General features: G+C 64.2%; 25 protein-coding genes. 12 read left to right on the top strand and 13 right to left on the bottom strand.

Annotated elements, in window-relative coordinates:
* Nucleotides 1–38 precede the first annotated feature (38 nt).
* The 3 genes from G3I74_RS07650 to G3I74_RS07640 all read left to right on the top strand — a co-directional run bounded on the left by G3I74_RS07650 (nt 39) and on the right by G3I74_RS07640 (nt 2389).
* Complete coding sequence (locus G3I74_RS07650; protein ID WP_164210997.1) at nt 39–200, top strand: hypothetical protein; 162 nt, start codon at nt 39–41, stop codon at nt 198–200.
* Between the two features lie 5 nt (nt 201–205).
* Entirely contained in the window at nt 206–976 is a 771-nt protein-coding gene (locus tag G3I74_RS07645) for a DUF2189 domain-containing protein (protein WP_164210996.1), read from the top strand.
* Nucleotides 977–1096: 120 nt separating this feature from the next.
* On the top strand, nt 1097–2389 hold the full coding sequence (locus G3I74_RS07640; RefSeq protein ID WP_164210995.1) for a citrate synthase: 1293 nt from the start codon (nt 1097–1099) through the stop codon (nt 2387–2389).
* 8 nt (nt 2390–2397) lie between these two features.
* Here G3I74_RS07640 and G3I74_RS07635 read toward each other — a convergent pair whose 3' ends face one another.
* Nucleotides 2398–3186 carry a pteridine reductase gene (locus tag G3I74_RS07635; RefSeq protein WP_164210994.1) on the bottom strand — a complete coding sequence of 263 codons (789 nt, stop codon included), beginning with the start codon at nt 3184–3186 and terminating at the stop codon, nt 2398–2400.
* Between the two features lie 89 nt (nt 3187–3275).
* On the opposite strand from G3I74_RS07635, the gene G3I74_RS07630 reads away from it, so the two are divergent.
* From G3I74_RS07630 to rlmKL, 3 genes are all read left to right on the top strand, one after another.
* Nucleotides 3276–4451: a class I SAM-dependent methyltransferase gene (locus G3I74_RS07630; RefSeq protein ID WP_239056728.1), complete on the top strand. Its 1176-nt coding sequence runs from the start codon at nt 3276–3278 to the stop codon at nt 4449–4451.
* 100 nt (nt 4452–4551) lie between these two features.
* Nucleotides 4552–6171, top strand: a complete 1620-nt coding sequence (locus tag G3I74_RS07625; protein WP_164210993.1) for a GMC family oxidoreductase — start codon at nt 4552–4554, stop codon at nt 6169–6171.
* A 44-nt stretch (nt 6172–6215) separates the two neighbouring features.
* Nucleotides 6216–8327, top strand: a complete 2112-nt coding sequence (gene rlmKL / locus G3I74_RS07620; RefSeq protein ID WP_164210992.1) for a bifunctional 23S rRNA (guanine(2069)-N(7))-methyltransferase RlmK/23S rRNA (guanine(2445)-N(2))-methyltransferase RlmL — start codon at nt 6216–6218, stop codon at nt 8325–8327.
* A gap of 71 nt (nt 8328–8398) precedes the next feature.
* Here rlmKL and G3I74_RS15700 read toward each other — a convergent pair whose 3' ends face one another.
* Entirely contained in the window at nt 8399–8689 is a 291-nt protein-coding gene (locus tag G3I74_RS15700; RefSeq protein ID WP_275401499.1) for a LytTR family DNA-binding domain-containing protein, read from the bottom strand.
* Between the two features lie 81 nt (nt 8690–8770).
* Between G3I74_RS15700 and G3I74_RS15695 the strand changes: the two genes are divergently transcribed.
* The 3 genes from G3I74_RS15695 (at nt 8771) to G3I74_RS07605 (ending at nt 9673) form a co-directional block, all read left to right on the top strand.
* Nucleotides 8771–9022 (top strand): hypothetical protein, encoded by a 252-nt coding sequence (locus G3I74_RS15695; RefSeq protein WP_203594615.1) that lies wholly within the window; start codon nt 8771–8773, stop codon nt 9020–9022.
* An 88-nt stretch (nt 9023–9110) separates the two neighbouring features.
* Nucleotides 9111–9377 carry a YlcI/YnfO family protein gene (locus G3I74_RS07610; RefSeq protein WP_164210990.1) on the top strand — a complete coding sequence of 89 codons (267 nt, stop codon included), beginning with the start codon at nt 9111–9113 and terminating at the stop codon, nt 9375–9377.
* Nucleotides 9374–9673 carry a type II toxin-antitoxin system RelE/ParE family toxin gene (locus tag G3I74_RS07605; RefSeq protein ID WP_164210989.1) on the top strand — a complete coding sequence of 100 codons (300 nt, stop codon included), beginning with the start codon at nt 9374–9376 and terminating at the stop codon, nt 9671–9673. The genes G3I74_RS07610 and G3I74_RS07605 overlap by 4 nt, the downstream gene beginning before the upstream one ends.
* Nucleotides 9674–9728: 55 nt before the next feature.
* On the opposite strand, the gene G3I74_RS07600 is transcribed toward G3I74_RS07605, so the two are convergent.
* The gene (locus G3I74_RS07600; protein WP_164210988.1) at nt 9729–10025 is read right to left on the bottom strand and encodes a type II toxin-antitoxin system RelE/ParE family toxin; all 297 of its coding nucleotides are present in this window, start codon (nt 10023–10025) and stop codon (nt 9729–9731) included.
* 247 nt (nt 10026–10272) lie between these two features.
* Nucleotides 10273–11991, bottom strand: coding sequence for a gamma-glutamyltransferase family protein (locus tag G3I74_RS07595; protein WP_203594614.1), 1719 nt, complete (start codon nt 11989–11991; stop codon nt 10273–10275).
* 261 nt (nt 11992–12252) lie between these two features.
* Between G3I74_RS07595 and G3I74_RS07590 the strand changes: the two genes are divergently transcribed.
* Complete coding sequence (locus tag G3I74_RS07590; RefSeq protein ID WP_164210986.1) at nt 12253–12504, top strand: hypothetical protein; 252 nt, start codon at nt 12253–12255, stop codon at nt 12502–12504.
* Between the two features lie 75 nt (nt 12505–12579).
* Nucleotides 12580–12789, top strand: a complete 210-nt coding sequence (locus G3I74_RS07585) for a dodecin (RefSeq protein WP_164210985.1) — start codon at nt 12580–12582, stop codon at nt 12787–12789.
* Here the strand turns inward: G3I74_RS07585 and G3I74_RS07580 are convergent.
* The 9 genes from G3I74_RS07580 to G3I74_RS07540 all read right to left on the bottom strand — a co-directional run bounded on the left by G3I74_RS07580 (nt 12773) and on the right by G3I74_RS07540 (nt 25046).
* Nucleotides 12773–14713, bottom strand: a complete 1941-nt coding sequence (locus tag G3I74_RS07580) for a M48 family metalloprotease (RefSeq protein WP_164210984.1) — start codon at nt 14711–14713, stop codon at nt 12773–12775. The two genes, G3I74_RS07585 and G3I74_RS07580, sit on opposite strands and share 17 nt — an antisense overlap.
* 27 nt (nt 14714–14740) lie before the next feature.
* Nucleotides 14741–15325 (bottom strand): LemA family protein, encoded by a 585-nt coding sequence (locus G3I74_RS07575; protein ID WP_164210983.1) that lies wholly within the window; start codon nt 15323–15325, stop codon nt 14741–14743.
* 33 nt (nt 15326–15358) lie between these two features.
* Nucleotides 15359–19300 (bottom strand): sensor histidine kinase, encoded by a 3942-nt coding sequence (locus G3I74_RS07570; protein WP_164210982.1) that lies wholly within the window; start codon nt 19298–19300, stop codon nt 15359–15361.
* A 130-nt stretch (nt 19301–19430) separates the two neighbouring features.
* Nucleotides 19431–20843 carry a tetratricopeptide repeat protein gene (locus G3I74_RS07565; RefSeq protein WP_164210981.1) on the bottom strand — a complete coding sequence of 471 codons (1413 nt, stop codon included), beginning with the start codon at nt 20841–20843 and terminating at the stop codon, nt 19431–19433.
* Nucleotides 20844–20845: 2 nt separating this feature from the next.
* Nucleotides 20846–21448, bottom strand: coding sequence for an energy transducer TonB (locus G3I74_RS07560; protein WP_164210980.1), 603 nt, complete (start codon nt 21446–21448; stop codon nt 20846–20848).
* Nucleotides 21445–21849, bottom strand: a complete 405-nt coding sequence (locus G3I74_RS07555; RefSeq protein ID WP_164210979.1) for an ExbD/TolR family protein — start codon at nt 21847–21849, stop codon at nt 21445–21447. Before G3I74_RS07555 ends, G3I74_RS07560 begins: the two co-directional genes overlap by 4 nt.
* Before the next feature lie 15 nt (nt 21850–21864).
* Nucleotides 21865–22827, bottom strand: a complete 963-nt coding sequence (locus G3I74_RS07550) for a biopolymer transporter ExbD (protein WP_164210978.1) — start codon at nt 22825–22827, stop codon at nt 21865–21867.
* 4 nt (nt 22828–22831) lie between these two features.
* Nucleotides 22832–24193, bottom strand: a complete 1362-nt coding sequence (locus G3I74_RS07545) for a MotA/TolQ/ExbB proton channel family protein (protein ID WP_164210977.1) — start codon at nt 24191–24193, stop codon at nt 22832–22834.
* Nucleotides 24194–24251: 58 nt separating this feature from the next.
* Nucleotides 24252–25046 carry a DUF3450 domain-containing protein gene (locus G3I74_RS07540; RefSeq protein WP_164210976.1) on the bottom strand — a complete coding sequence of 265 codons (795 nt, stop codon included), beginning with the start codon at nt 25044–25046 and terminating at the stop codon, nt 24252–24254.
* A gap of 342 nt (nt 25047–25388) precedes the next feature.
* On the opposite strand from G3I74_RS07540, the gene G3I74_RS07535 reads away from it, so the two are divergent.
* Nucleotides 25389–26072: a putative 2OG-Fe(II) oxygenase gene (locus G3I74_RS07535; RefSeq protein WP_164210975.1), complete on the top strand. Its 684-nt coding sequence runs from the start codon at nt 25389–25391 to the stop codon at nt 26070–26072.
* Nucleotides 26073–26083 lie beyond the last annotated feature (11 nt).

Here is a 26083-nt window from a genome sequence, read left to right as displayed (position 1 = left end):
CCTCGTCATTGGCCGTCTCGTCGCGCCGATGGTCGCGCTTGACCCGTCCGAAGCGGACCTATACCATCTTTGCTATGTGGCAGATTGTTGAGCACCGCAAGGTCGACAGCAAGCTGTCCGGCAAGACGCTCGCCCGCGCGCTTGGCTGCCATCCGGCGGTGCTGGTGTTCCCGGGCTGGGAACTCGGGATCGCGGCTTGACAGCCATGTCCAAAACCCCGACACCAGACGCTGAACTGCCCATGCTCGCACCGTGCCGGTCGCTGAAGGCCTGCGCTCCGCTGCGATGGCTGAAAAAGGGCTGGGCCGACCTGAAAGCCGCCCCGCGCCAGAGCCTGGCCTTCGGACTGATAATGGTCGCGCTGAGCTATGCAATCAGCCTTGCGGCCTGGCTGTGGGGCAACCTCGGTCTCTACCTGGGACTGATGTCTGGCTTTGTTTTTGTCGGTCCATGGCTGGCCATGACGCTTTACGCGATCAGCCAGCGCCTGGAGCGCGGTGAACGTCCCTCCCTGGCGCGCAGCCTTGCCGATTGCGCGCAGTCCGTCAGCGCCACCCTAGTGTTTGCGGTCATCCTGGTCGTGGTGTTGTTGATCTGGGCACGGGCGGCCAACACGCTCTACATCTTCTTCCCCCAGACCAGCAACCCGGACTGGAACGACCTGGCCTGGTTTCTGGGCATCGGCAGCGCGGTCGGCGCCCTGTTCTGCCTGGTCATCTTCACCGCCAGCGCGTTCTCCCTGCCCATGCTGATGGAGCGAAAGGTTGATGCCGTGACGGCCGTCATCACCAGCACCAACGCTGTGCTTCGCAACAAGCCGGCCATGGCGCTCTGGGCGCTGATCATCATGGCTGGCGTGTTGCTCGGTATCGTGACGGCGTGGCTCGCCTTTGCCGTCGTTTTGCCGGTCATCGGCCATGCGACCTGGCACGCCTACCGGGAATCCATCGATGCCGAGCAGTGGCCGCGGGTTTGAACTCCGGCAGCCTGATGCAGTGTGCAACAGGCCTGTGAGATACTAGGTCTTCTGGACCAGCGGCACGGGAACTCCCCCGCTGCCAGCCCTGAAGAATCCCAACGGCTGAAGGAGAACCCGGTGACCGACCGCAAACTGACCCTGACTGACCCCGACTCCGGAAAAACCCTTGACCTGCCGATCCTGGCCGGGACCGAAGGCGATCCCACCATGGACATCACCCGGCTCAATCCTGAACTGGGTTATTTCACCTACGACCCGGGCTATGGCACCACGGCCAGCTGCAAAAGCGACATCACCTTCATCGACGGCACCGAGGGCATCCTGCGCTACCGCGGCTACCCGATCGAGCAACTGGCCGAGCGCTCCAGTTTCCTGGAGGTCTCCTACCTGCTGCTCTACGGAGACCTGCCTTCCAGCACCGAACTTGCCGCGTTCGAGCGCGACATCACCTACCACACGATGGTCCACGAGCAGGTCAATACCTTTATCGGCGGCTTCCACTACGACGCCCACCCGATGGCTATCCTGTCGGGCGTGATCGCCTCCATGGCCGGTTTCTACCAGGCCAACCTGGACGTCAACGATCCGGCCCATCGCGAACTGGCGGCCAAGCGCATGATCGCGAAGATGCCGACCGTCTCCGCGGCCGCCTATCGGCATTACATGGGCTGGCCCAGCGCCTATCCGCGCAACTCGCTCAATTACGCCGAGCGCTTCTTGCACATGATGTTCTCGGTCCCGGCCGAGGCCTACGAGGTCAATCCGGTGGCCGCGCGTGCGCTCGACCTGCTGTTCATCCTGCACGCCGACCACGAGCAGAACGCCTCGACCTCGACCGTGCGCCTGGTCGGCTCGACCGGCGCCAACCCTTACGCCTGTGTCGCGGCCGGCATCGCGGCCCTGTGGGGCCCGGCCCACGGTGGCGCCAACGAGGCCGTGCTCAACATGCTCAACGAAATCGGCGACGTCAGCCGGGTCGGTGAATACGTCAAGAAAGCCAAGGACAAGAACGATCCCTTCCGGCTGATGGGCTTCGGCCATCGGGTTTACAAGAACTTCGACCCGCGCGCTCGCATCATCCGCAAGGCCTGTCATGACGTGCTGGCCGACCTGGGCCAGACCGATCCCTTGCTGGACCTGGCCATGGAGCTTGAGAAAATCGCCCTGGAAGACGATTACTTCGTCGAGCGCAAGCTCTATCCCAACGTCGATTTCTACTCCGGCATCATCTACAAGGCGCTCGGTATCCCGACCAGCATGTTCACGCCGATGTTTGCCATCGGCCGGACCGTGGGCTGGGTGGCGCAGTGGCTGGAACAGGCGGCCACCCCGCATCGCATCGGCCGCCCCCGGCAGATCTATACCGGGCACAGCGCGCGCGACTACGTGGGCATTGACGAGCGCGGCTGAGCCGCTGGCTACATGTTGAGCAGCCGGCCGCCGTCGACGGCCAGAATCTGGCCGGTCACGTAAGGCGCATCCAGGGCCAGGAACGCGACCGCCCCGGCGATATCGGCCGGGGTTCCCTGACGCTGGAGCGGCACTTTCTGCAGGATTTCGCGCTGCGCTTCCTCACCGCTATCGGACTCGCCTTCGGGCCACAGAATCGAGCCCGGGGCCACGCCATTGACCCGAATCATCGGCGCCAGGTCCTTGGCCAGGGCCCGGGTCTGCATCACCAGCGCGGCCTTGGCCATGGAATAGACGCTGTTGTCTTTGAGCGGCACCAGGCCATGGATATCGACCAGGTTGACGATCGCTCCCGGACGGCGCGCCAGTTCCGGGGCGCAGGTCCGGCTCAAGAAAAATGGCCCGCGCGCGTTGCTGGCGAACAGATCGTCCCAGTGCGCCTGGGTGGCCTGCTTGACCGGCGTGGGGTAAAAGGCCGAAGCGTTGTTGATCAGCACATCGATGCGACCGAAAGCCTCGAGTGCGGCATCATGGATGGTCTGGCCGGCACCTGGATCAGCCAGGTCGGCCTGCACCAGCGCGGCCGAGCCGGCGCGCTCGCCGTTGAGCGCATCGGCCAGCTCCTGGGCCGGCTGCTCCGAGCCGCGGTAGTGCAGGCAAACGCTCAGGCCGCGCCGATGAAGGGTGCGGGCGATCTCGGCGCCGATGCGGCGGACACCGCCGGTGATGATGGCGCAAGCTGCGTTGGTCGAAAATTCAGGCACGACGGTCGGCTCCGGGCAAAAAGACAAGCCCATCAGTTTACTCTTTGCGTGTGGACAAAGCCGTCTCAGCACGGTGAATCGCTACAATCCCGGCCACGAAGTTCCAAGGACAACCAGACTGCATGAACCGTCCGCCCACCGCGCTGCAGCTCCCGGATCCGCCGCATGAACTGGCCAAGCTGAGCCAGCGCCTGGGCGAGCGCATCGCCGATGAAATCCTGCGCGACGGACCCATGCCCTTCGACCGCTACATGGCCATGGCGCTCTACGAGCCGGGCCTGGGCTATTACGTCAACGGCCTGCTCAAGTTCGGCCAGGCCGGCGATTTCGTCACCGCCCCGGAGCAGGGCAGTCTTTTTTCCATTGCCCTGGCCGGTCAGATCGACCAGCTCGCCGCCGCGCTGGATGCCCCCTACACGATCATGGAGCCCGGGGCCGGCTCGGGCGCGCTGGCGCGCGATCTGCTTAACGCGCTTGAGCGTACTCCCCAGCGCTACCTGATCCTCGAACCCAGCGCCGCGCTTCGCCAAATCCAGCGCGAGACCCTCGCCGACCTGCCGGCCGACCTGGCTCGGCGCGTCGAATGGCTGGCTGCGCCGCCGGAGCAGCCCTTCAGCGGCGTGATCGTGGCCAACGAGGTCGCCGACGCGCTGCCGGTGAGCCTGTTCGAGGTCACGGCCCAGGGTCTGCGCGAACGCTGTGTTCAGGTCGGCAACACGCGCCTGGAGTGGGCGCTTGAGCGGCCGCAACCGCGCCTGCAGCGCGCCTTTGAGCAACTCGAAAAAGACCTGGGATACGGATTGCCCGAAGGCTACGTCAGCGAAATCTGCCTGGACCTGCCGGGCTGGCTGCAAACCGTTTCCCAACCGCTTGCACAAGGCGCGCTGCTGCTGTTCGACTACGGCTACCCGCGAAGCGAGTACTACCTGCCCGAGCGCGCCGGCGGCACCCTGGTCTGCCATTACCGTCATCGCGCCCATTTCGACCCCTTCGTCTGGCCGGGCTTGACCGACCTTTCGGCCTTCGTCGACTTCAGCGCCCTGGCCGCCGGCGGCGTGGGTTGCGGCCTGGAAGTGGCAGGATTCACCACCCAGGCCGACTTCCTGCTCGCCATGGGCACGCATGAGGCGGTCGAACGGGAGAAAGATGAGCGCGAGCGCCTGCGCCTGGCCGGCGAACTCAAGCGCCTGATCCTGCCTGGAGAAATGGGCGAAAAATTCAAGCTGCTCGCGCTGACCCGTAACCCCAGTTGCCCGCTCTCAGGGCTGGAAGAGGCCAACCAGCTCAATCGCCTCTGACGCCCTCGACGAAGAGCCATCCTAGACTGCCGGCTCTAATTCCCAAGCCTATGCTGGGTGGTGCGATAGACTGTCTTTCAACGCTGCGGACGCTGTTTACATGGCCAAGACTTACGACTACATCATCGTTGGCGCCGGCTCGGCCGGCTGCGTTCTGGCCCATCGGCTCAGCGCCGATCCGAACTGCCGTGTCTTGCTGCTTGAGGCAGGCCCGCGCGACTGGAATCCCTTTATCCACATGCCCGCGGGGCTGGCCAAGCTGGTCAATTTCACCTCGCTGAACTGGAACTACCAGACCGAGCCGGAGCCCCAGCTCAACAACCGGCGCCTGTACTGGCCCAGGGGCCGGGTACTGGGCGGCTCGAGCTCGATCAACGCGATGTGTTTCATCCGCGGCCACCGCAGCGACTACGACGACTGGGCCGAAGCCGGCAATCCCGGCTGGAGCTTCGACGAGGTCCTGCCGTATTTCATCCGCTCGCAGAACCAGGCGCGCGGTGAATCAGAGCTGCACGGCGTCGGCGGCCCCTTGAGCGTCGAGGACCTGTCGTACTTCAACCCCTTGAGCGAGGTCTTTATCCGGGCCGCCGAACAGGCCGGGTTTGCCGTCAACCGCGACTTCAACGGTCCGACCCAGCGTGGTTTCGGGCTGTACCAGGTCACCCAGCGCGGCGGCCGGCGCTGCTCGACCGCGGTCGGTTACCTGCGCCCGGCCCGATCGCGCCCCAACCTGACGGTGCTGACCGGCGCCCTGACCCTGAACGTGGAGTTGGACGGACAGCGGGCCACCGGCGTGCGCTACCAGCGCCGCGGGATGACCCACATCGCCCGGGCCCGGGCCGAAGTGCTGCTCGCCGGCGGCGCGATCAACTCGCCGCAGCTGCTGATGCTGTCGGGGATCGGGCCGGCCGCTGAACTGGAGCGCGCCGGAATCAAGGTTCGGCATGCGCTGGACGGCGTCGGCGCCAACCTGCAGGATCACCTCGACATCTGCACCCTGACCCGCTGCTCGCAGCCCATCACCTACGACCAGTTGAGCGAGCTCAGAGTCGGCTTGAAGTACTTCCTCTACCACGAGGGCGAAGGCACCTCCAACATCGCCGAGGGCGGAGGTTTTCTGGTCAGCGGACGCGGGCGCGACGACCGCCCCGACGTCCAGATGCATTTCGTGCCCGCCCTGCTCGACGATCACGGCCGCAACCGCCTGCCCGGCGACGGCTACACCCTGCACGCCTGCCCGCTCAGACCGGCCAGCCGCGGCCGCATCGGCCTGCACTCCGACGATCCGCGCCGGCCGCCGGCCATCCAGCCCCAGTATCTGAGCGCGCCGGAAGATCTGGAAATGATGCTCGAGTGCGTGCGCCTGTCGCGCGAGGTACTCAACCAGCCGGCCTTCAAGCCGTTCCGCGGCCATGAGATTTATCCGGGCAACGAGGTCACCACGCGCGCCGGCCTGATCGACTTCATCCGCGCCAAGGCCGAGTCCATCTACCACCCGGTCGGCACCTGCCGCATGGGCAGCGACGAGCATGCGGTGGTGGATCCCGAACTGCGCGTGCGCGGCATCGAGGGCTTGAGGGTGATCGATGCCTCGGTGATGCCGTCGCTGGTCGGTGGCAACACCAACGCCCCGACCGTGATGATCGCGGAAAAAGCCTGCGACCTGATTCTGGGTGAAGCCCTGGCCAAGCCGGTGCCCAAGACCGCCGAAGCGGCCTAGCGACAAGTGCTGCAGATTCGGGTTCCGGGGCTGCCTCGTCGATCATGAAGCCGCTGTTTGCCACCGCCCCGCACGGGCTGGAAGAATTGCTGGCCGAAGAACTGCGCGGCCTGGGGCTGGGCGGCATCCGCGTCCGCCGCGGCGGGGTTGAATTCTCGGATGATCTTGCCGGCGCCTACCGCGCCTGCCTGTGGTCGCGCCTGGCCAATCGCGTGCTGCTGCCGGTCGGTCAGTTCGAGGCCGCCGACGAGCAAGCCTTGTACGAAGGCGTCGGGCAGATCGACTGGTCGGCCCACCTCGGCCCCGAGCAGACCCTGGCGGTGGATTTCACCGGTATCCGGGCGGCTATCGGCCACAGCCGCTTTGCCGAGCAGCGGGTCAAGGACGCCGTGGTCGACCAGATCCGCGAGCGCACCGGCAGCCGGCCGTCGGTCGATACCGAGACCCCGGATGTGCGCATCAACGTGCACATGGCAGGCACCGCCACCACGGTCGCCATCGACTTGGCCGGCGACAGCCTGCACCGGCGCGGCTACCGGCGCGAGGGTCGGATCGCGCCGCTGAAGGAAAACCTGGCCGCGGCCATGCTGGTGCGCGGCGGCTGGCGCGACGTGGCAACGGCAGGCGGTGGATTCGTCGACCCGATGTGCGGCTCCGGCACCCTGCTGATTGAGGCGGCCTGGCTGGCCAGCGATACCGCACCCGGGCTGCTGCGGACCCGGTTCGGGTTTTTTGGCTGGCGCGGCCACGACGAGAGCGTCTGGAAAGAACTGCTGGAGGAGGCGCTGGAGCGCCAGGAGCGCGGGCTTAAATCCTTGCCCAACATCGCGGGCTACGATTACGACCCCGAATCGGTGGCCGCGAGCCTGGCCCATCTGCGCCGGACCGGCCTGGCCGACCAGATCAGCGTCGAGCAGCGCGAAATCGCCCGGGCCCGGCCGCCCGCCGACGCCGCTTGCGGCCTGGTCGCCACCAACCCACCCTACGGCGAGCGCCTGGCCGAGCGCCACGAGCTTATTCCCCTGTACCTGCGCCTGGGCGAGACCCTCAAGCGCCATTTTCCGGGCTGGCGGGCGATGGTGCTCAACGGCGCCGACGGCCGCCTCGGCCTGAAGCCCGAGCAGAGCTGGCAGTTCTTCAACGGTCCGCTGGAGTGCCGGCTGGAGCGCTTCGAGATCGGTGAGCGCCGCGACGAGGACTGCAGTGAAGCCGCCCCCGACCTGGTCAACCGGATCACCAAGAACCTGCGCCAGCTGGCCCGCTGGCTGCGCCGCGAGGACGTCAGCTGCTACCGCGTCTACGACGCCGATATCCCCGAGTACGCCCTGGCCGTGGACGTCTACGAGACCACCGACGGCCGCTGGCTGCACGTGCAGGAATACGCCCCGCCGGCCAGCATCGATCCGGCGCGCGCCCAGTCACGGCTGCGCTCAGCCTTGAGCGTGCTGCCCGGGGTGCTGGAGACCGAACCGCAGCGGCTGGTGTTCAAGGTGCGCGAGCGTCAGCGCGGCGAGCGCCAGTACGCCCGGCAGGGCGAGCGCGAGGAGTTTCTTGAAGTGCGCGAAGGGCCCTGCCGCCTGCTGATCAACCTGACCGACTACCTCGACACCGGCCTGTTTCTCGATCATCGACCGGTCCGGCGCTGGATCGGGGAAAACGCTCACAGCAAGGATTTTTTGAACCTGTTCTGCTACACCGGTGCGGCCACGGTTCACGCCGGCTTAGGCGGTGCGGCCAGCACCACCAGCGTTGATTTGTCGGCCACCTACCTGGACTGGACGCGCAGCAACCTGCACCTCAACCAGCTCAACAGCCCGGTCCACGAACTGGTGCGCGCCGACTGCATGCGCTGGATCAAAGACTGTCCAAAGCGATTCGATCTGATCTTTCTCGACCCGCCGAGCTTTTCCAACTCCAAGCGCATGGACGACACCCTCGACATTCAGCGCGATCACGTCGCACTCATCACCGACGCCATGGACCTGCTCAAGCCCGAGGGCACCTTGATCTTTTCGACCAATCTGCGCAAGTTCCGCCTCGATCCCTCCCTGGCAACCCGCTACGCCGTCGAGGACCGCACCGCCTGGTCGATCCCGAAGGACTTCCAGCGCAACCAGCGCATTCACCAGTGCTGGTTCATGCGCCCGGGAAAGTAGTCTAGTGGGCCACTAACTGGCCACGCTATCATTCGTCGAGACCGCCATCAAAGACGGCGCGCGCATCGGATTCAGGACAGCTCGGCGCGATAGCGGCGCGAGCAGGGCACGACGGCGCCGCTGCTCAACGTGAGCCGGGCATCGCCGCTTTCCAGCGGCTTGATCTCGGTCACCTGATCAATGCGAACCAGGTAGCTGCGGTGCACGCGGCGAAATCGCTCGGGATCCAGTCGCTGCAGCAGGCCCTTCATGGTGCTGCGAAGCGGGTACTCGCGCCCGCCGACGACCAGGTTGGCGTAGTTGCCCGCAGCCTGGGCATATTCAATATCCATGGCCGGGACGAGAAATTCCCGGCCCAACATCTTGACCAGAAAGCGGTCGGGATAGGCCGGCTCGTCGACCCGGGGCTTGTACCAGCGCCACAGCGCCCGGGCAGGCTGGCGGTGCGCCGCACGAGCCTGCTGCTGTTGCCGCTGATCTTCGGCATGCTCGCCATCGTGCCCATCCAGGCCTGGGTGGAAGCCCGCGCCAACGGCGCGTTCGAGGCCGTGCTGGTGCTGGCCGGTACGATCGTCGGCTGCGCGCTGATCCATCACTTGATCGTGCTGCACATCCGCTGGCTGGAGCCCTTGTTCGGCGTCAGTATCACCCCTAGCCCGATAAAATCAATTGAAAAACGCAACGCCGGCGTCTGAAAAAATCGAGCCAGCTTTCAGCCGGTCTTGCCGCATGGACATCGCGGGTATAACATGTATTGCATATGCAATGCATTGTGAGTCGCCCATGAAAACCGCCACCATTCCACCGCTGCGCGTGACCCCGGAACTGCGCCGGGAAGCGGAAAGCGTCCTGAGAGAAGGGGAGTCGCTGAGCAACTTCTCCGAAGAAGCCTTGCGCAAACAAATCGAACGCCGGAAGATCCAGAACGCGTTCGTGGCCCGCGGACTAGGCTCCTCGGAGCTCGCCAAATCTACCGGGCACTACGCATCGAAAGATGAAGTGATGGGGTCGCTGAACGCCATCCTCGACGAATCCAGACAGGGAAAATGAGCTACCGCGTCCGCTTCACGCTGGAAGCGAAGGCGGACATTGAACGGCTGTACCGCTTTCTGGTGGAGCGCGACCCGCCGGCAGCAGAACGGGCTCTGCAAATCATCGAACGCGCCTGGTCATTTCTGGAAGAATTTCCCTTCTCCTGCCGCCAGGCCGACCATGAACATCCGCTGCTGCGCGAGCTGATCATTCCTTTTGGAGGGGCGGGCTACGTCGCGCTATTCGAGATCGAAGACCATCAAACCGTGACGGTTGTTGCAATTCGCCATCAGCGCGAAGACGACTATCCGTAACCGAATTCCCGGTTGCCATTGAATGCCCAAAGCGCCACGACGCACTAACAGTCACCTATTCCGTAACAAAGCCAGCTTCTCGTTGATGCCGGATTGCAAGAATCAGCACCGCATCGTGCGCCTCCTCGTCAATGTCCAGCGCAAGATAGCCAGTCCGACCGCGTGAGATGACCAACTCCCTCATGTCCAGCTCAGCGACCCGCCCGATGAGCGGATGATTCCCAAGAATTTGTATTGCCTCTGAAATGAGCTCTGCGGTTTCTACTGCCGCAGTCGGGTCCGTTTCGAGCAGAAAATCAATGCGCCGATCAAGATCCGATAGCGCTTGGCGGGAATAGATTAGCTGCGCCAAGATTTGGCCTTTGGCATCGAGACAACGTTACCGTGCGCACGGGCTTGGATGTAGCTATCAACATCGGCAGCCGAATATTGCTGACCGAGGCCTTCGGACAGCTCATACACAACAACGATCGTCACTTTGGCAACCTCGCCTTCTTCTGGGATCCCGCTTCCAAGGACCCCCGATTGGAGCTCGCGCCGATCTACGACATTGAGTCCGTGTCCACAACCGGAGTCGTGACAATACGGCTGGCTCTGACTTATCCTTCCTGGTCGACCAGCGTGCGCCAGATGCCTTCCCGTCGGGGATCGGCCGCGCCTTCAACCCGGCCGTCGGCATGGAACACCACGCCGTGCAGGCCCGACTCCTCGCCGCGGCCCGGCTGGACGTCGATGCCGAGCTCGACCAGGCCGGTGCGCACATCCTCCGGAAACTTCGATGCCTCGCCGAAGAAGTTCTCGCCCAGGGTGACCAGATTGGGCAGGTCGATGGCGTCCTGCAGGCTCAGTTCCCAGGCCAGTAAACCGACGATGGTCTTGGCGTTGTAGGCCAGGATAGCCGAGCCGCCGGGCGAGCCCAGGGCGGCGACCAGCCGATCGTCTACGTCAAACACCAGCACCGGCGACATGGAAGAGCGCGGCCGCTTGCCCGGCTCGACCGCGTTGGCCACCGGCACGCCGTCGACTTCCGGGACGAAGGAAAAATCGGTCAGCTGATTGTTGAGGAAAAAGCCGCCCACGGTCCGGCCGGTACCGAAGATCGATTCGACCGAGGTGGTCATGGTGACGACGTTGCCCGCCGCATCGACCACCACGAAGTGGCTGGTGCCGGTGTGGCGGAAACGGTCGTCCGGCGCCCAGGCCAGTCCGGGCGGGGACCCGGCCTCCGGCAGCGAGCCGGCGCGATCGCCGATCAGTTCGGCGCGCTCGGCCACGTAGGCGGGATCCAGCAGCCCGGCCACCGGCACATCGACAAACGCCGGGTCGGCCACGTACTGGTTGCGATCGGCATACATCAGGCGGCTGGCCTCGGCAAACTGCAGCCAGGCCACCGGGTCGTCGGGACCGCGCTGATCGATATCGGTGTGTTCGAGCAGGGCCAGCATCTGCAGGAGGGCGACGCCGCTGGACGGCGGCGGCGGAACGCACACGCGGTGGTCGAGAAAGCCCCCGCAGATCGCCTCGGACATGACCGGGGCGTAGGCATCGAAATCGGCCTGGACCAGCGTGCCGGGCAGCGGCGGCTGGCTGGCCCGCTCGATGATGCGGGTCGAGATCGGCGGCTCCAGCAGGGTGCGCGGACCGCGCTCGGCCATGCGCCGCAGGGTCTGGCCGTAGGCGGGGTTGCGCCAGATCTCGCCGGCGGAAATGGTCTCGCCTTCGGCGTTGGTGAACAACTCGATCACGTCTGGCACCTCGGCCTGCGGCCAGCGTCCGCCGGCGGCGAAGCGGGCCAGGCGCTGCGGCACCTCGAAACCGTCTTCGGCCGCACCGATCGAGGCATCGAACAAGGCCGACCAAGGCAGGGCACCGAAACGCTGCTGCGCCGCGCCCAGCATGGGCATCACGCCCGTCACGCCAACCGCACGGCCGCCGACGATGGCCTCGAACCAGCTCAAGGGTTCGCCCTCGGCATCGAGAAACATGTCCGGCTCGGCGCCGGCCGGTGCGGTCTCGCGACCGCTGAAGGCGGTGATCTCCCCGCTGTCGGCGGCGTAATGGAGCAGGAAAGCCCCACCGCCGATGCCCGAGCTCTGCGGCTCCACCAGTCCCAGCATGGCCTGCACGGCAACCGCGGCGTCCGCGGCCGTGCCGCCACGAGCCAGAACGTCCAGCCCGGCCTCCACCGCCAGCGGGTGGGCGGCGGCGACGCCGGCGGTCACTTCCCCGGCCGACGGTCGCGGTGCACCAGACCCATCAACGGACGCCGGCTCGGGCGTGGCACAAGCCGTCAGAATGCCCAGCAGAAAAATCGACATCAGCACGCGCCGGGGTCGAATCCGATGCACCGTCAAGTGCGCTTGGCGGGCTGAGTCCTTGCAGCTAGGCATCCTTAGGTCTCCATCTTTTTTTGACAGGGTGCAAAGCATACCGCAGCCACTGGCGCGATTCGGCTGCTCGATGGGCACGCAGTCCGGATGGCCCAAGCCACGTGAGGCCGATTTGACGAGACCACCTGTTCTTGGGTCTACTATGGATGTCATAGGCTCTACGCGGAGCTTAAAAACAGGAGATCTGTCATGCCCTATCGACTGCTACGACCCTTTTTGCTGTTCGCTGTGGTGCTGTTGACCGGCTGCGCCACAACCGATACCGGCACGGTGAAAACGCGCGAATACAACGGAGAGCAAGTTCAAGCCGTAGAGCGCGTGGCCAAGACCGCAGGCGTACGTATCGTCTGGATCAATCCGCCGACGCGGCTGAAAGAGCGTCAGATCGAATATTCCATGGAAGTTCAAATGGAAGGTGATGAAACGAATCCGGATAAATAGCGCCGCAGCGACGGCGTCATGCCGGTCGAACTGTTAGTCTGCCGATTCATTTGCAAGCAACAGGAGCGACGTTCCATGTCCGATCATGTCTACAAGCAGATTCGCCTGACCGGGTCCTCGACCGAAAGCAGCGATGACGCCGTGCGTCGTGCCGTCACCAAGGCCTCGGAGTCCCTGAAAAACCTGCGCTGGTTCGAAGTGCTCGAGACTCGCGGTCATATCGAGGATGGCGGTATCCAGCACTGGCAGGTCACGATCGAAGTCGGATTCACCCTCGACGACTGACGGTCTCCTCGCTGCGGCCCGCCAGCAAGGGCAGCGGCACGTGCAGCAGGCCGCCGATGACCCTGAGCAACTCCAGCTCTTGCTGGACGACGTGCTCATCATGGAGGGCACAACGGGCCAGGCCGGCAACCAGCGCTTGCTTGGCCTTGGGCCGCAGCTTGTCCAGTCGTCGAAGCGCCGAGTCCAGGCGCTCAGGCCAGCCGTCCATTTCGGGCAGCCGCTCCGGCGCCGCATCGGCCAGACCCTTCATGCCCGCCTGAAAAGCCGATAGCGCCGCTTCCGGACTGTCGGGATGGCCGTGAAGTGCCAGCAGACCCATCACTTGCGCCACCTCGGTGTTCATTCCGGCCAGCGTCTTCGATCCCCCGGGCCGCGCCCGATCCGGGTGCATCAGCTCCAGAATCTGGGCAGAAGTCAGCCGGGCGAGGCTGTACTCGAATACATCAACATGGCCGTCGGCACTGATCAGTTCATCGATCAGGCCCATCAGGCCGATCAATTCCTTGTGCGGCCGGCGGCGCAACCCCGGAAAAGCCATTTCCAGCAGGGGTAACCGCTGTGCTCGATTCAGGGCCTGACCTTCCTGCCAGAGAATGGACACCTGGCGCTCGCTCTCGCTGCCCAGCGAACGGGCGATCAGCAGCAGCTGCCGTTCGCGAATCTCGGTCTCGGCGCTGAGGAGCAGAAAGCAGATGACCTCCTGCGCCCATTCATCCGAGTGCGCCGCACGCTCCAGCGCCGACGGCATCGCGGCGGTCAGTGCGGCGGCCAAGAAAATCTGCTGCAGGTCCGGCTGGCCGATGGCTTCGGCAAGGTGGTCGGGATCAAGCGGCAGCCCACCCGGGCCGCCGGCAGGTCCAGGACTTTTTTCGGCCGCCTGCTCGGCCTCGGCCCGGCGCGCCTGGGCATGCCGGTCCAGGCTCGCCGCCAGCGCCTTGAATTCAGACGGATGGAAGTCGGGATCAATCGCCCGGATGCGCTCTTCGAGCGGCGGATGCGTGGCAAACATCTGCCGCCCCATGCCGCGCGCAAACAACATGTGGCCGATTTCCTCGGCATCCGTGGTCATAAAGGAACTGGCGTACAGCGCGCCGATTTTTTTCAGTGCGCCGGCCATACCTTCGGGGTGGCGGGTAAACTGCACCGCCGATGCGTCTGCCAGGAACTCCCGCCGGCGTGAAACCGCCGCCTTGATCCAGCGCCCGAAAAACAGGCCGACATAACCGATCAGAACGACCACCAGACCCATCATCACCGCCGGGGCCGCGTTGCGGGAATCGCGGGCAAAGCGGGCGGAAAACAACAGCCGCCGACCAATGATGGCCAGGATCAGAATGCCGAACAGAAAGCCGATCAGGCGAATGTTCAGGCGCATGTCGCCGTTGAAGATATGGCTGAATTCGTGCGCCACCACACCCTGGAGTTCATCGCGGTCCAGATGCTCCAGGGTGCCGCGGGTGACCGCCACGGCGGCGTCCGTCGGCGAAAAACCGGCCGCAAAGGCGTTGATACCCTGCTCGTGCTCGAGCACGAACACTTCCGGCACCGGCACGCCCGAGGCGATCGCCATTTCCTCGACTACGTTGTACAACCTGCGCCTGAGTGGATCGGTGGTGGCCGGGTCGATCGCAGTGCCGCCCAGCGAGCGGGCAATTTCCCCGCCGCCGGCGCGCAGCTGCAGCGTGCGATACAGGCTGGCCAGACCGATAACGGCGCCGGTCACCAGGCTCGAGCCCAGGATCAGACCGGCGTTGGCCCGTAAGAAGCCGGCGCCTGTCGCTGCGCTCGTGGCGTTGGATACCCCCAGGGACGCCAACAAAACCACATTGACGGCAAGGATGACGGCCGCGACTGCGAGCGCGAACAGAAAGATCAGGAACCGGCTTTGCCGGCGCGCCCGGTCCTGGTGCTCGAAGAAGTTCACGGCCGAACCGTCGGCGAGTCGGCCGGGTTACCCGAAGCTGACCTGGACCGCCTCGCGCTTGGCCGGGTCCTCGATGTCGAGCAGCTGCGCCGGCTGAAAGTTGAAGGTGTTGGCGATGAGATTATTCGGGAAACTTTCGCGCAGGATGTTGTAGCTCATCACCGCATCGTTGAAGGCCTGGCGAGCGAAGGCCACCCGGTTTTCGGTGCTGGTGAGCTCCTCGGAAAGCTGCATCATGTTCTGATTGGCCTTGAGATCCGGGTAGTTCTCCGACAGCGCGAACAGCCGGCCCAGGGCGCCCGAAAGCCCCTGCTCGGCCGCGCCGAGTTTTTTCATCGCCTCGGGGTTGGTCGGATCGCTGGAAGCGGCCTTGAGCTGCGAAGCCGCTCCGTTGCGCGCCTCGATCACGGCCTGAAGCGTCTCACGCTCATGGCTCATGTATTTGCTGGCGACCTCGACCAGGTTGGGAATCAGGTCGTGTCGCCGGGTCAGCTGCACGTCGATCTGGGCAAAGGCGTTCTTGTAGCGGTTGCGAGCGGCAACCAGGCGGTTGTAAATGACGACGGCAAACAGCGCCAGCGCAACGATCAAGGCCAGGCCAATCCATTCCATGCGTCGTTCCTCAATGGCAATTGATGGCTGAGTTTAAACTACTCGCTCCAGCAAGGCAGAGAGCAATCGGCTTTCGATCAGCGGCCAGCGCAGGGCAATCGATGCCGTGTCGGTCGCGTTGTCGGGGGCTTCGCGGTCAAAAGGCGAATTCAGCCGCAACAGCGTGCATCCGGCTTGAGACCATGCCACGGCCTGGGCGCGCAGTACAGCATCGCGGCCGTCGAACAGAACCAGCGCGCCGGATCGGGGCGTCAAACGCCGCCCGTCCTCCAGGCGGAAACCCCAGCGGCGAGCGAGCCGCAGAAGGACACGGTAGGTGGGCGCATCAACCAGCGCGGTTAGCCGGGTCTCGGTCAGCAGCGAGGTGAAGCGCTGAGGAGGCAACGGATTGCCGGCCGGCACGCGCAGCTCAAAGCAGCTGCCCGACCCGGCGCTGGAGCGCAGGCGCAGCTGGCCGCCCATCCCCTCGGCCAGACGGCGGCAGATCGCCAGTCCCAGCCCGGATCCGCTGTGGGCGCGGCTCAGGCTGGCGTCAAGCTGGCTGAAGGGCAGAAACAGACGTTCCATCTGGTTCGAAGCGATGCCCGGACCCGTATCGGTCACGGCGAGGAACAGTTGTCCATCCGGGCAGACCTCTGCGCTCACTTCCACGCTGCCTTCGCCAGTGAATTTGACGGCGTTATTAAGCAGGTTGCCCAGAATCTGGGCCAGTCTGCCGCTATCGCCGAAAGCGAGTACCGGGAAGCCGGCGCTGATGCGCAAGCGCAGATCCAGGCCCTTGGCGGCCGCCGAAGGCGCGTGCAGGTCGACCACCTGCTCGAGCAGGGAGACGGTCTCGAAAGGTTCGTTCAGCAACTCCAGGCGTCCTGCCTCGATCCGGGAAATATCGAGCACGTCATCGATGATGCGCTGAAGCTGCTTGCCCGAGGCTCGCAGCGTCTTGAGCAAGTCCTGACGGGGAGCGTCTCCGGCGCCCTCGTGCAGCAGTTCCGCCATGCCCAGCACCCCGTGTAGCGGCGTCCGGATTTCGTGGCTCATGGTGGCCAGGAACTCCGATTTCGCGCGGCTGGCCTGCTCGGCCTCCTCGGCCAGCAACCTGACCTGCTGGAGAAGCACGCTGTTGTGAAGCGACTGACCCGCAACCTCAACCAGCAAGGCCAGTCGGCGCTCATGGTCGGCCTCGAAACCGTGGGCCGGGGGGATCAGCAGAACCCGGGCGATGACGCCGTCCTCGGCTTGCAGATCAATGACCTGCTCGCCGGTCCCGTCGGCTTGTTGCAAGCGCTGCTGCCATTGGCTGCGGGTCATGGCGGCACGCCCGTCGCCGGTGACCAGTTCGGTCGGCATGAGTTCATGAAGATAGCCGATCGTGGCGCTTTTCGCCGCCGTCAGGCGCTGGATCTCGGCGGCAATGCAGCGCGCCAGCGCTAGCGGCTCCAGGTCCGCGTTCAGACGCTGGATAAGCTGGCGCTGTCCTTCGGCAAGTTTTCGCTTCTGCAACACGTCCTGCAGCTCTCGGCGACGGCGTCGGGCACGGCCGACCTGGCGCCAGGTCAACCCGAGGATTGCTGCCAGCATCACCGCGTAGGCCAGCACCGCAAGCGGCGAGGCCCACGGTGGTGAGGCGATTCGGATGGACAGGCGATCGCCTCTTTCTCCCCAACGCCCGTCCGGGCCCGCGGCCTGAACTTCGAAGCGATACTGGCCGGGTGGCAGGTTGCTGTAATACAGGCTGGACTGGCGATCCAGCGCCAGCCAGTCCTCGTCCCAGCCGTCGAGGCGGACGCGATAGCGAACTTGCTCAGGCGCGACATAGGTCAAGGCTGAAAACTCGAACCGAACCGAGTTTTGGTCCCAGGCCAGATCGATCGGGGAGCGCGCACCGGGTGGCAGGGAAATTCTTCGGTCGCCTGCCGTCAGCGCGCGCAGGTAGACGGGCGGGTCGAATGTTTCGCGACGCAGGCGCGACGGATCGATCGTCACGATGCCGCCGCTGCCTCCAAGAACGATCCGGCCGTCGTCAACGGCGACGATCGCGTCACGGCTGAACTCGCTCAGGGCTAGCCCTTCGGCGTGGCCGTAGGAACGAAAAAGCCCGCGCTCCAGATCCAGCCGGGCGATCCCGGAACGCAGCACCAACCACAGCGTTTGCGAATCGTCGCTGGCGGGCAGGATTTCCAACAGGGTGGTTCGTTCGGTGAGCTCGGTCAGGTCCAGCGTGCGGATCAAGTTGAGTTCATTGTCGACCAGGCGGTACTGCATCAACGCATGATCGCTACCCACCCAAAGCGTCCACCCGTTCCAGGCCAGGCTGCGGATCGGTCGATTCGGCCATTCGAGCTTTTGGACGAAGCCTTCAGCAGCATCGTATCGGTAAACGGCTTTCCGGCCCGCCACCCATTTCTGCCCTCGCGGTCCCGTACGCATGGCAACCGGGGCGCCTTCCGGCAAATACCGCGGCTTCGGCTGGTCGGGCCCAAACTGGAGTGAAGACCGATCCTCGGGATCGAACAGCCACAAGCCGCTGTCTCCCATGCCCAGCCAGTAGCGCCCGCCATCAGCTTCATGAATGAATTTAAAAAAATTCGGATTCACTTCGTCCTTGGAAATCCAGTCCTCTGCTGACCCCGGGGCCGGACCCAGCCAACTCAGGTGTCGAAGCTGCAACGTCAGCAAATCGCTTTCACGCTCCACTAACTGCAGGATGTTCATTCGTGAATAGCGATCGGCCGGGAAACTCGGATAAGCCTCGTGCAGCGGGGTATGCGAGCCATCGCGCAGGCTCAATCGATAGGGCACGGAGTCGGCCACCACCCACAAGGTCTCGGGTTCAAATCCCGGCGAAATGCTCCGGATGCGCTCGATCAGCAAACGGTCACCGGATTCGGCAGGACGCGGGATCCGTGCAAATGCCGCGTGGTCGGGCGGCAAATACGCCAGCCCTTCCTCTCGGACAGCCAGCCAGACTCCGCCCTCTGCATCAACCAGGTACGCACTCCCCAGGTTCGAGGCCGGCAGACTGAACGGTAGATCCGGCTGGGCAAGCATGGTCCGGCCCGCGCCGGTCTCGGGATCGAACACCTCAAGGCCCGCCTCGGTGGCGACAAAAATCCGGCCATCGGGAAAACCACCGATGCCAACGATCACGCCGGTTGTGGTGCGCACAATATCCGGCGTCATGGCACCGGGCGCCTGATCGATGGAGCCGAGGTCCAAAAGATCCCGTTGCCGGCTGACCAGAAGGTCGCCCCGCGGAGAAATCCAGGCATGCAGGAAAAAATCCAATGGGTCCGACCCCGGGCTCAGCACGGGCGTGAACCGGTCGGGATCCACAGCCGGATCGTAAACGCTGAGCTGCGTGGTCTGGACCAGCCAGGTACGGCAGCGCTGATCGACCATCAGATGGGCTTGAAAACCTTTTGGGTGAAGCCCGGCGCCTTCCTCCTGTGGAAACATTTCGAAATCTTCGGAGATCGGGTCATAGACGCCGACCCCACCCCGAGGGAAGGCAAGCCACAAGCGCCCGTCGCAATCTTCGGCGATGGACCAGATATTGGCGAAGGGCAGCGGCCCGCCGTCATCATCAGGCCTGACGTGGCGACGAATCCGCAGGTCGGATCCGATCTCGACCATACCGCTATCCTCCAGCGCGGCCCACACCATCCCGTCACTGCCAGCGTGCAGAGTCATGACGTTGTTGTTGGGCAGCGCGCCGGGATCGGAAGGATCACGCGGCAGAAGATTGAGGCGATCGCCTTCGTGCCGGATCAGACCGGCCTGGGTGCCAATCCAGACGTAACCGAAACGATCCTGAACCATGGCCTCGACGGCCGGGTCAGGCAGACCGTCCAGCACCCCGATATGACGAAACACCGGGTAATTCTCGGCGGCTGCCGACGAAACAAAAAGCCACAGCAGCAGCGCGGCAATCGCTGGCCGCGTTTTTTGTCCCCGTTTGTCCCGATCAAAACCCATGCGACCGTCCCGTAGTCAAAACCGATCGGCAACCACCGCCAAGGGGACACTATATACGCCACGTGCAGACAGTCAAAGCCCCCGCCGGACGGGCCGGCGGGGGCGGGATCATCGACTGGATCGAACGGAATCAGCGGTCTTCGAATTCGGCCTCTTCGGCTTCGCGGGCGGCCTCGAGTGCGGCCTCGCATTCCTCCGAAAGAGTGGTACCGGCCAGCTGCTGGGCACGACAGCCAGTCAGGAAGCGCTCCTCGGCGGCCGCTTCAAGCCGCTCGGACTGCTCCTGCTCCAGCGAAGCCTGGCGCGATTCGGTCTCGTTGATCGCGCGAATGTAGCCACGCCAGTCGCGTGCCTGCGCGCGGGTCGAGGCAAAACGCTCGGCTTCGGCGAAGGCCTGGTCGGCGAGGCGGCGCTGCTCACGATCCCCCGGCTCGGCCTGGTTGAAACGTGCGTTGCCGAGCAAGATCCAGGCTTCGGCCTGGTTATCTTCAAGACCACCCTTGTCGAGGGCGTCTTCAAAGGCCTCGGCCGCGGCTTCATTGTCTTCGGTGGCCAGATAGGCCTGGCCGAGTCGGAAGAAAAGATTGCCGGTATCCGACTTCGCGGCGGCTTCGCTGAGCACGGGTATGGCCTCGCGATGTTCGCGCGACTGACTCCACAGCTGGGACAGCAGCTCCAGGTTCTCGACGGTCCGTTCGACGCGGCCGGCCTCCATCTCGCGCTCGATCAGGCGGGCGCCGCGATACGGATTGTTGAACGAAGAATAAAACTGGGCCAGGACCAGGATGTCGCTGCCGTCTTCGATCAGGCCGGCCAGGTACGCCGATTCCAGCGCACTGAAAGACTTCAGCTCTTCGTTTTGCTGCAGATACAAAGAAGACAGCTGGCGCCAGAACTGCAGCTCGTCAGGCCAGATCGTCACCATTTCGGCAAGGAGTTCGGTGCGCTCGGGCACCATCTCCAGTTCACTCAAAAGCACGTTCTTGAGCTCATAGTATCGGCGTTCCGGCTCTTCGGCCAGTTCGATCGCCTGGCTGATCGCATCCAGCGATTCCTGGTAGCGTTGAATCTGGTAGTTGGCGCCGGCGAGCATGAAATAGGTGTTGGCATCGATGTCCGGATCCAGCGCCATCCATTCCTCGAAAAACTCGATCGACTTTTCGTACTGCTCGGTCACGAAATACAGCTGGGCCATGTTGAAGCGCAAACGGTTCTGCTGCTCTTCCGGCAGGGCGCCAAGGCGAATGGCGACTTCGAAATCATCCAGCGCGGCGTCGAAATTTTCTTCGTTGACGTAGGCCGATCCGCGAATCTGCAGCACGGAGGCGCGGTCGAAGTCCGACATCCGTTCGCCCCGCCGCTCCATCAGGCGATTGAGGGCGGTAATGGCTTCCGCGCTTTTTTCTTCTTCCAGCAGTTCGTAGGCCTCAAGCAGGTCGTTAGCCACGGCCGGGGTCAGAGTGTCGGCCTGCGCGTGCGGGGCAATCGCCGCACCGAACACGAGTAAGGCCAGAAGTGGCCAATGTAAGGCGGTTCGCAGCAAGGCTATTCCTCCATGCCAAAGTCAATGGCGGTTCGTACACCGTAGCGCGGCTGGGCGACGCCGTCGATGACCCGGGGCTGGTAGCGCCAGCGCTGCACCGCCCGTAGCGCGGCCCGGTTGAAGCAGGAATTGGTGGCATCGAGCACCCGCGGGTTGACGACCTGTCCTTCCGGGGTGACATCGAATTCCACGACCACGGTTTCGATCTCGCTGGCCGAACGCATGCACTGGGTCGGATACTGCGGCGGGATGCGCACCAGCGGCTGGGCGTCGCGATCCGGGTTGAAGCCCGTGCCGATATCAATGTCGGTGCCGGAGAAGTCCGGCAGCGCGCCCATCTGAACCGCCATGCTGGGTCGGAACGAGGGATCCGACACCGTCGGCGGCGGCGGCGGCGGCTGGTCCAGCACCGGGCGCTGAAAATCCTCGGGCCGCTGCTGGCTGGTGTCTTCAAGCTGGCGCAGCACGTTGATTTCCACCGAGCGGTCTTCGGAAAGCTGGACTTCCTGATTCTGCTGGATCACGGTGGCCAGCAGCAGGAACAGCACCGAAGTGACAATGATCGCACCGGGAAGCCCGGTGACCAGTCTGATCACGCTACTCATGATTTCAAGGTCGATACGGCAACGGTGTCCTGGACGTCGGCATCACGAATCTGCTGCAGGACTTCTACCAGATATTCGCTATCGGCGGAACCATCGGCCTGGATGACCGCGCTGCCGCGCGGGTTCTCGCGCCGCAGGCGCTCGATTGCCAGCCGCACGCCTTCCAGCGGCGTTTCTTCGCGGTTGATCCAGATCGTGTTGGACGAGTCAATCGCAACCAGAATCGAGACCAGGCGCTGCTGCTCGGCAGTATCGGCATCCGGCCGCTGAACCTCCACGCCCGGCTCCTTGATAAAGGTCGCGGTCACGATGAAGAAAATCAGCATGATGAACACGATATCCAGCAGCGGCGTCACGTTGACGTCGCTGTCGTCGGCCTCGCGTTTTTTGCGTCTTAGCATTTCCTTTCGCTCCGTCTATTGGCCGCGCTGGATCGCCAGCGCCGGGTCAACCCCGGCAAGCCGGGCCTGGTCCAGCACCAGGACGGTGGTTTCGACCGGCGCATCCGGGGCCGCGTTGAGCAACACTACGCCCTCGGGCTTTTCGGCCCGAAAGGCTTCGACGATCGGTGTGACGGACCGCGGATCAACCATGCGGACATCATCGACCATCACGAAACCATCGCTGCGCACCGCCAGCACCAGCGTTGGCGGCGGCCGGGTGAGTTCCTCGGGCGGATCGGGGTTCGGTGAGGTCAGGCCAATGCCGATTTCATCCAGAAACGTCGCCGTGACGATAAAGAAGATCAGCAGGATGAAAACGATATCGAGCAGCGGCGTGATGTTGACGTCGGCGGCTTCCTGATCGGAATCAGTCAGGCGGCGCTTGGAGCCGTAGCCTAGACCGGCCTCGACGGTGAGATTTTCCGACAGATCCGCAACTGAGCGCGTATTGCGGCGCTCGAGAAAATTGATGGAAAAAACCCCGGTCAAGGAGACGGCCAGTCCGGTCATGGTGGGAATCGTGGCCTTGGAAATACCGGAGGCCATCAGGCGTGCGTTCGACGAACCGGTGTCGACAATGACCTGGAAGACTTCGATCATGCCGGTGACGGTGCCCAGCAGGCCCAGCAGCGGCGTGATCACGATCAGCGCCTTGATCGGGCCCAGAAAGCGCTCGTTTTCGACCCGAACTTCCGAGATCAGGCGCTCGCGGAAAGCGTGCGCCTGCCAGCTGCCGTGATCCTCCAGCCCGTCCCAGCGCTGCTCCTGGCTTTTCAGAAGGCGGCGGGCCGAGAACAGGAAGTACACCAGCCGCTCGCTGATCAACAGCCACATCAAAAAGGTGCTGGCCAGCAGGGCCACCACCACGGGACCACCGGCATCGAGGTAGTCCCCGATGACGGCGATGACGTTGGCCGGCAAGAGGTGCTCAAGCACGGGATCAGCCCTTTTCGGAGGTTTCTGCGACCAGGCTGACCGACTGCTCCTCGAGCACCTGTCCGACGCGGCGCGCCGTGGCGGAAGCAAACGCGTGCAGCAGCAGCAGCGGAATGGCGGCGATCAGGCCCATCACGGTGGTCACCAGCGCCTGCGAGATACCGCCGGCCATGAGTTTGGGATCGCCGGTGCCGAACAGGGTGATGGCCTGGAAGGTGACGATCATCCCGATCACCGTACCCAGCAGGCCCATCAGCGGCGCGACGGCGGCCAGCACCTTGACCACGTTCAGACCCGACTCGAGCTTCGGCAGCTCCTTGAGCACGGCGTCGTCCAGGCGCAGCTGCAGCGTTTCCAGGTCCTCGCTCTTGTATTCCTCGTAGGTGAGCATGACCCGGCCCAGCGGGTTGCTCTTCTTCGGCGTGGAGGACTTCATCTGCGACTTGACCTTCATCGCGGTGAAAGCCAGCATGATCCAGCGGAAAATCGCCAGCAGGACACCGAGGATGGCAACGACCACGATGGCGTAGCCGATGCCGCCGCCCTGGTCGATACGTTCTCGCAGATTGGGGACTTCAACGACCAGGCCCAGCAGCGTGCCGAGCGAGGGATCGACCAGGCCGCGAACCACGCCGGGGCCGTTGTGTTCGAAGACCCGCTGCGCGGCGGCAACCTCAGCCCGGCCCGGCTGACGCGCCAGGTACCGCAGGGTGCCTTCGCGCGCGACCATGTAACCTTCGTCGCTGAATGCCGTGAACGGGCCAATACGCACCACGGTTTCAGTGGCTGACTGATTGTCCGAGGTAATGACCTGGGCATCGTAGCGGGCGACTTCACCTTGTTCACCGGCCTCCTGCAGCAGGGTGTACCACAGGTTTTCAAGCTCGGCAATCGTCGGCAGTGAAGAGGCCTGGGCCATTCGCACCAGATCTTCGCCACGATTGGGGAACTGGGTGGAAATCAGCGAATCTTCCAGCTGCTCGTTCAGGTCGGCAGCTGCAGCGCGGGCGACCCCGAACAACTCGCCAAACTCACCCTGGCGCTCGGAAAGCTGGGCGCGCAGCTCTTCCAGTTCACGATCGAGTTCGTTACGCAGGTTTTCCAGGCGGCTGGCCTCGTCTTCGGCGGCGTCGACTTCAGCTCGCAACTCGCGCAAGGCGGCTTCCTGCTCTGACTGCTCGCGGCGAAAACGCGCCTCGCGTTCCTGGTTGGTCTCGGAAACTTCCTGACGCTCGTTCTGCATGGCCCGGAGCACATCGTCGATGGTCTCGGGCTCGTTCTGAGCGGCGGCATACGGGGACAGAAAGGCCAAGGCCAGGGCGGCCAGGGCCAGGGCACGCGAGACGGCGCGGAGGGATGAAGACATGGGCAAAGTCCTGAAGAAATTCTGGTAGGGGCTTCGGTCGCGGTCAGTCATGATGTCCTCAGCCTCCCGTCTCGGTCTGCGGCGCACGCACCGGGATGAACATCAGGTCCGGCGGAATCTGCTCACGCGCGATTCGGGAACCCATCTTGATGTCGGGCAGGAAGGACATGTCCAGGTCGACCCACTCACGGCTTTCCGGGTCGAAGCGCATCAGGGTCTGGTCGTCGTCGGTGCGGAAGGTCAGCACGGTGCGACCGATGCGCAGGAATTCAACGTTTTCGTATTCGCGGCCACCGGCTTCGATATCGCCGCGATAGGCCTCGATGGTGCGGCCGTATTCGTTTTCGATCTGGTAGGCCTCGACCACCAGACGGTAGCGCTGGGCCGGCGAGCGCGACGGATCGTCCATCAGGGCGCGCAGGCGTTCGACGCGGGCACGGCGCTCGTCGAGCAGGAACGGCAGGTCGGCCTCGACCAGCTGATCCAGCGCCTCGACCATGTCCTCCATCAGCGGCTGGATGGCGCGCTGGAGGCTGGCGATGTTGTTGATGTCGTTGGTCAGCGATTCCATCTCGCGGCGCTGGGCGTCGACCTGGCGCTGCTGCGACTGGTTGTAGCGGTTGAGCTGCTCGAGCTGCTTGAGATTGGCCCGATAGTCGCTGAGAAGATTCTGCGTGCGCGAATCGAGCTCGTCGATGCGCTCCTGGGTCTGCTCGGTGGCCTGAACCATCGCTCGACTGGTGTCGAGGATGGGTTCGACTTCCTGGGCGTTGACCGCCGTGTGCAGCAGGACGGCGACCGCTGGAAGACCGAGCGTCGCGAGGATTCCGAGGCTGAGGGTTCTGAAGTTCATGAAGATCATGCCCGAGTTGTGTATGAGGGTCGTGTGTCGCGAGCACCGAATCATACCCGAAGGCGTTCCGGCACAACAAGCGGGCTATTGTACGGACGCGACGCGCCGGCGCGCAAGGCGCATTTTGTGCCGGCCGTAGCGGGCCAACGCCAACCCGGAAACGCCACGGGATCGGGTGTTCAGGGCGCCCTGGCCCGGTCCGAGTCGAACGCCAGCCAGAATGGCTTTCCATTTCTTCACCTGGTGTTCACGCTCTGAGAGCGGATCGGGCCTTGGTTTCGCCGCCGGAGAAGTTCTGAGACAATGCGTCCAGAGTCCGCTCGGCACGCTGAAGCAAATTGCATGGCCACTTCGACGAGAAAACCGGCATTCGCCGTCACCAACGCTTTCAGCGTACCGCTGATCCACGCCCACCACGAAGACCCGCAAGCGCTCAATGACCGCCTCATCCAGTTGTTCCGGCAGCGCGCCCAGAGCGACGCTTACCGCAACCCGGAGCCCCGGGTCAAACGCAACCAGGCGCTGTTCGAAAGCCGCTTCAACCTGTTCGACTGGCCGGAAGCGTGCGTGCAGGAACTCAGGGATTTCTGTTTCGGCCATCTGTTCCGCGCCATTGCCGAACTCAACGGCTACGACCAGGCCATGCTCAAGGATTTGCGTTATGCCTGCGAATCCTGGTTCCACCTGACCCGAAAGGGCGGTTTTTTCGCCGCCCACAACCATCCCCTGCATTCCTGGTCGGGGGTCTACTGCGTGCGTCACGACGGCGACGACCCCGACAGCGACAGCGGCCGGCTGACTTTTTTAAGTCCCCACATGGGTGCCAATATGTACGTCGACGCCGCCAGCGTCCGCTTCAAGCGCCCATTTGCCGCCGCGCCGCTGATGCTGAGGCTGGAACCCGGTCAGCTGGTGCTGTTTCCGTCCTGGCTGCTGCACGAGGTCACCCCCTACGAGGGCGAGACCGAGCGCATCACGGTGGCCTTCAACGTTCGCTTCCAGTACGTCGGCACCCAGACCCTGTAGCGCGCCGGGGC

Source organism: Wenzhouxiangella limi (genome assembly GCF_010499265.1).
GTDB lineage: Bacteria > Pseudomonadota > Gammaproteobacteria > Xanthomonadales > Wenzhouxiangellaceae > Wenzhouxiangella > Wenzhouxiangella limi.
The sequence above is the reverse complement of the archived record's forward strand: the minus strand, read 5'-3'. Positions and strand labels throughout refer to the sequence as shown.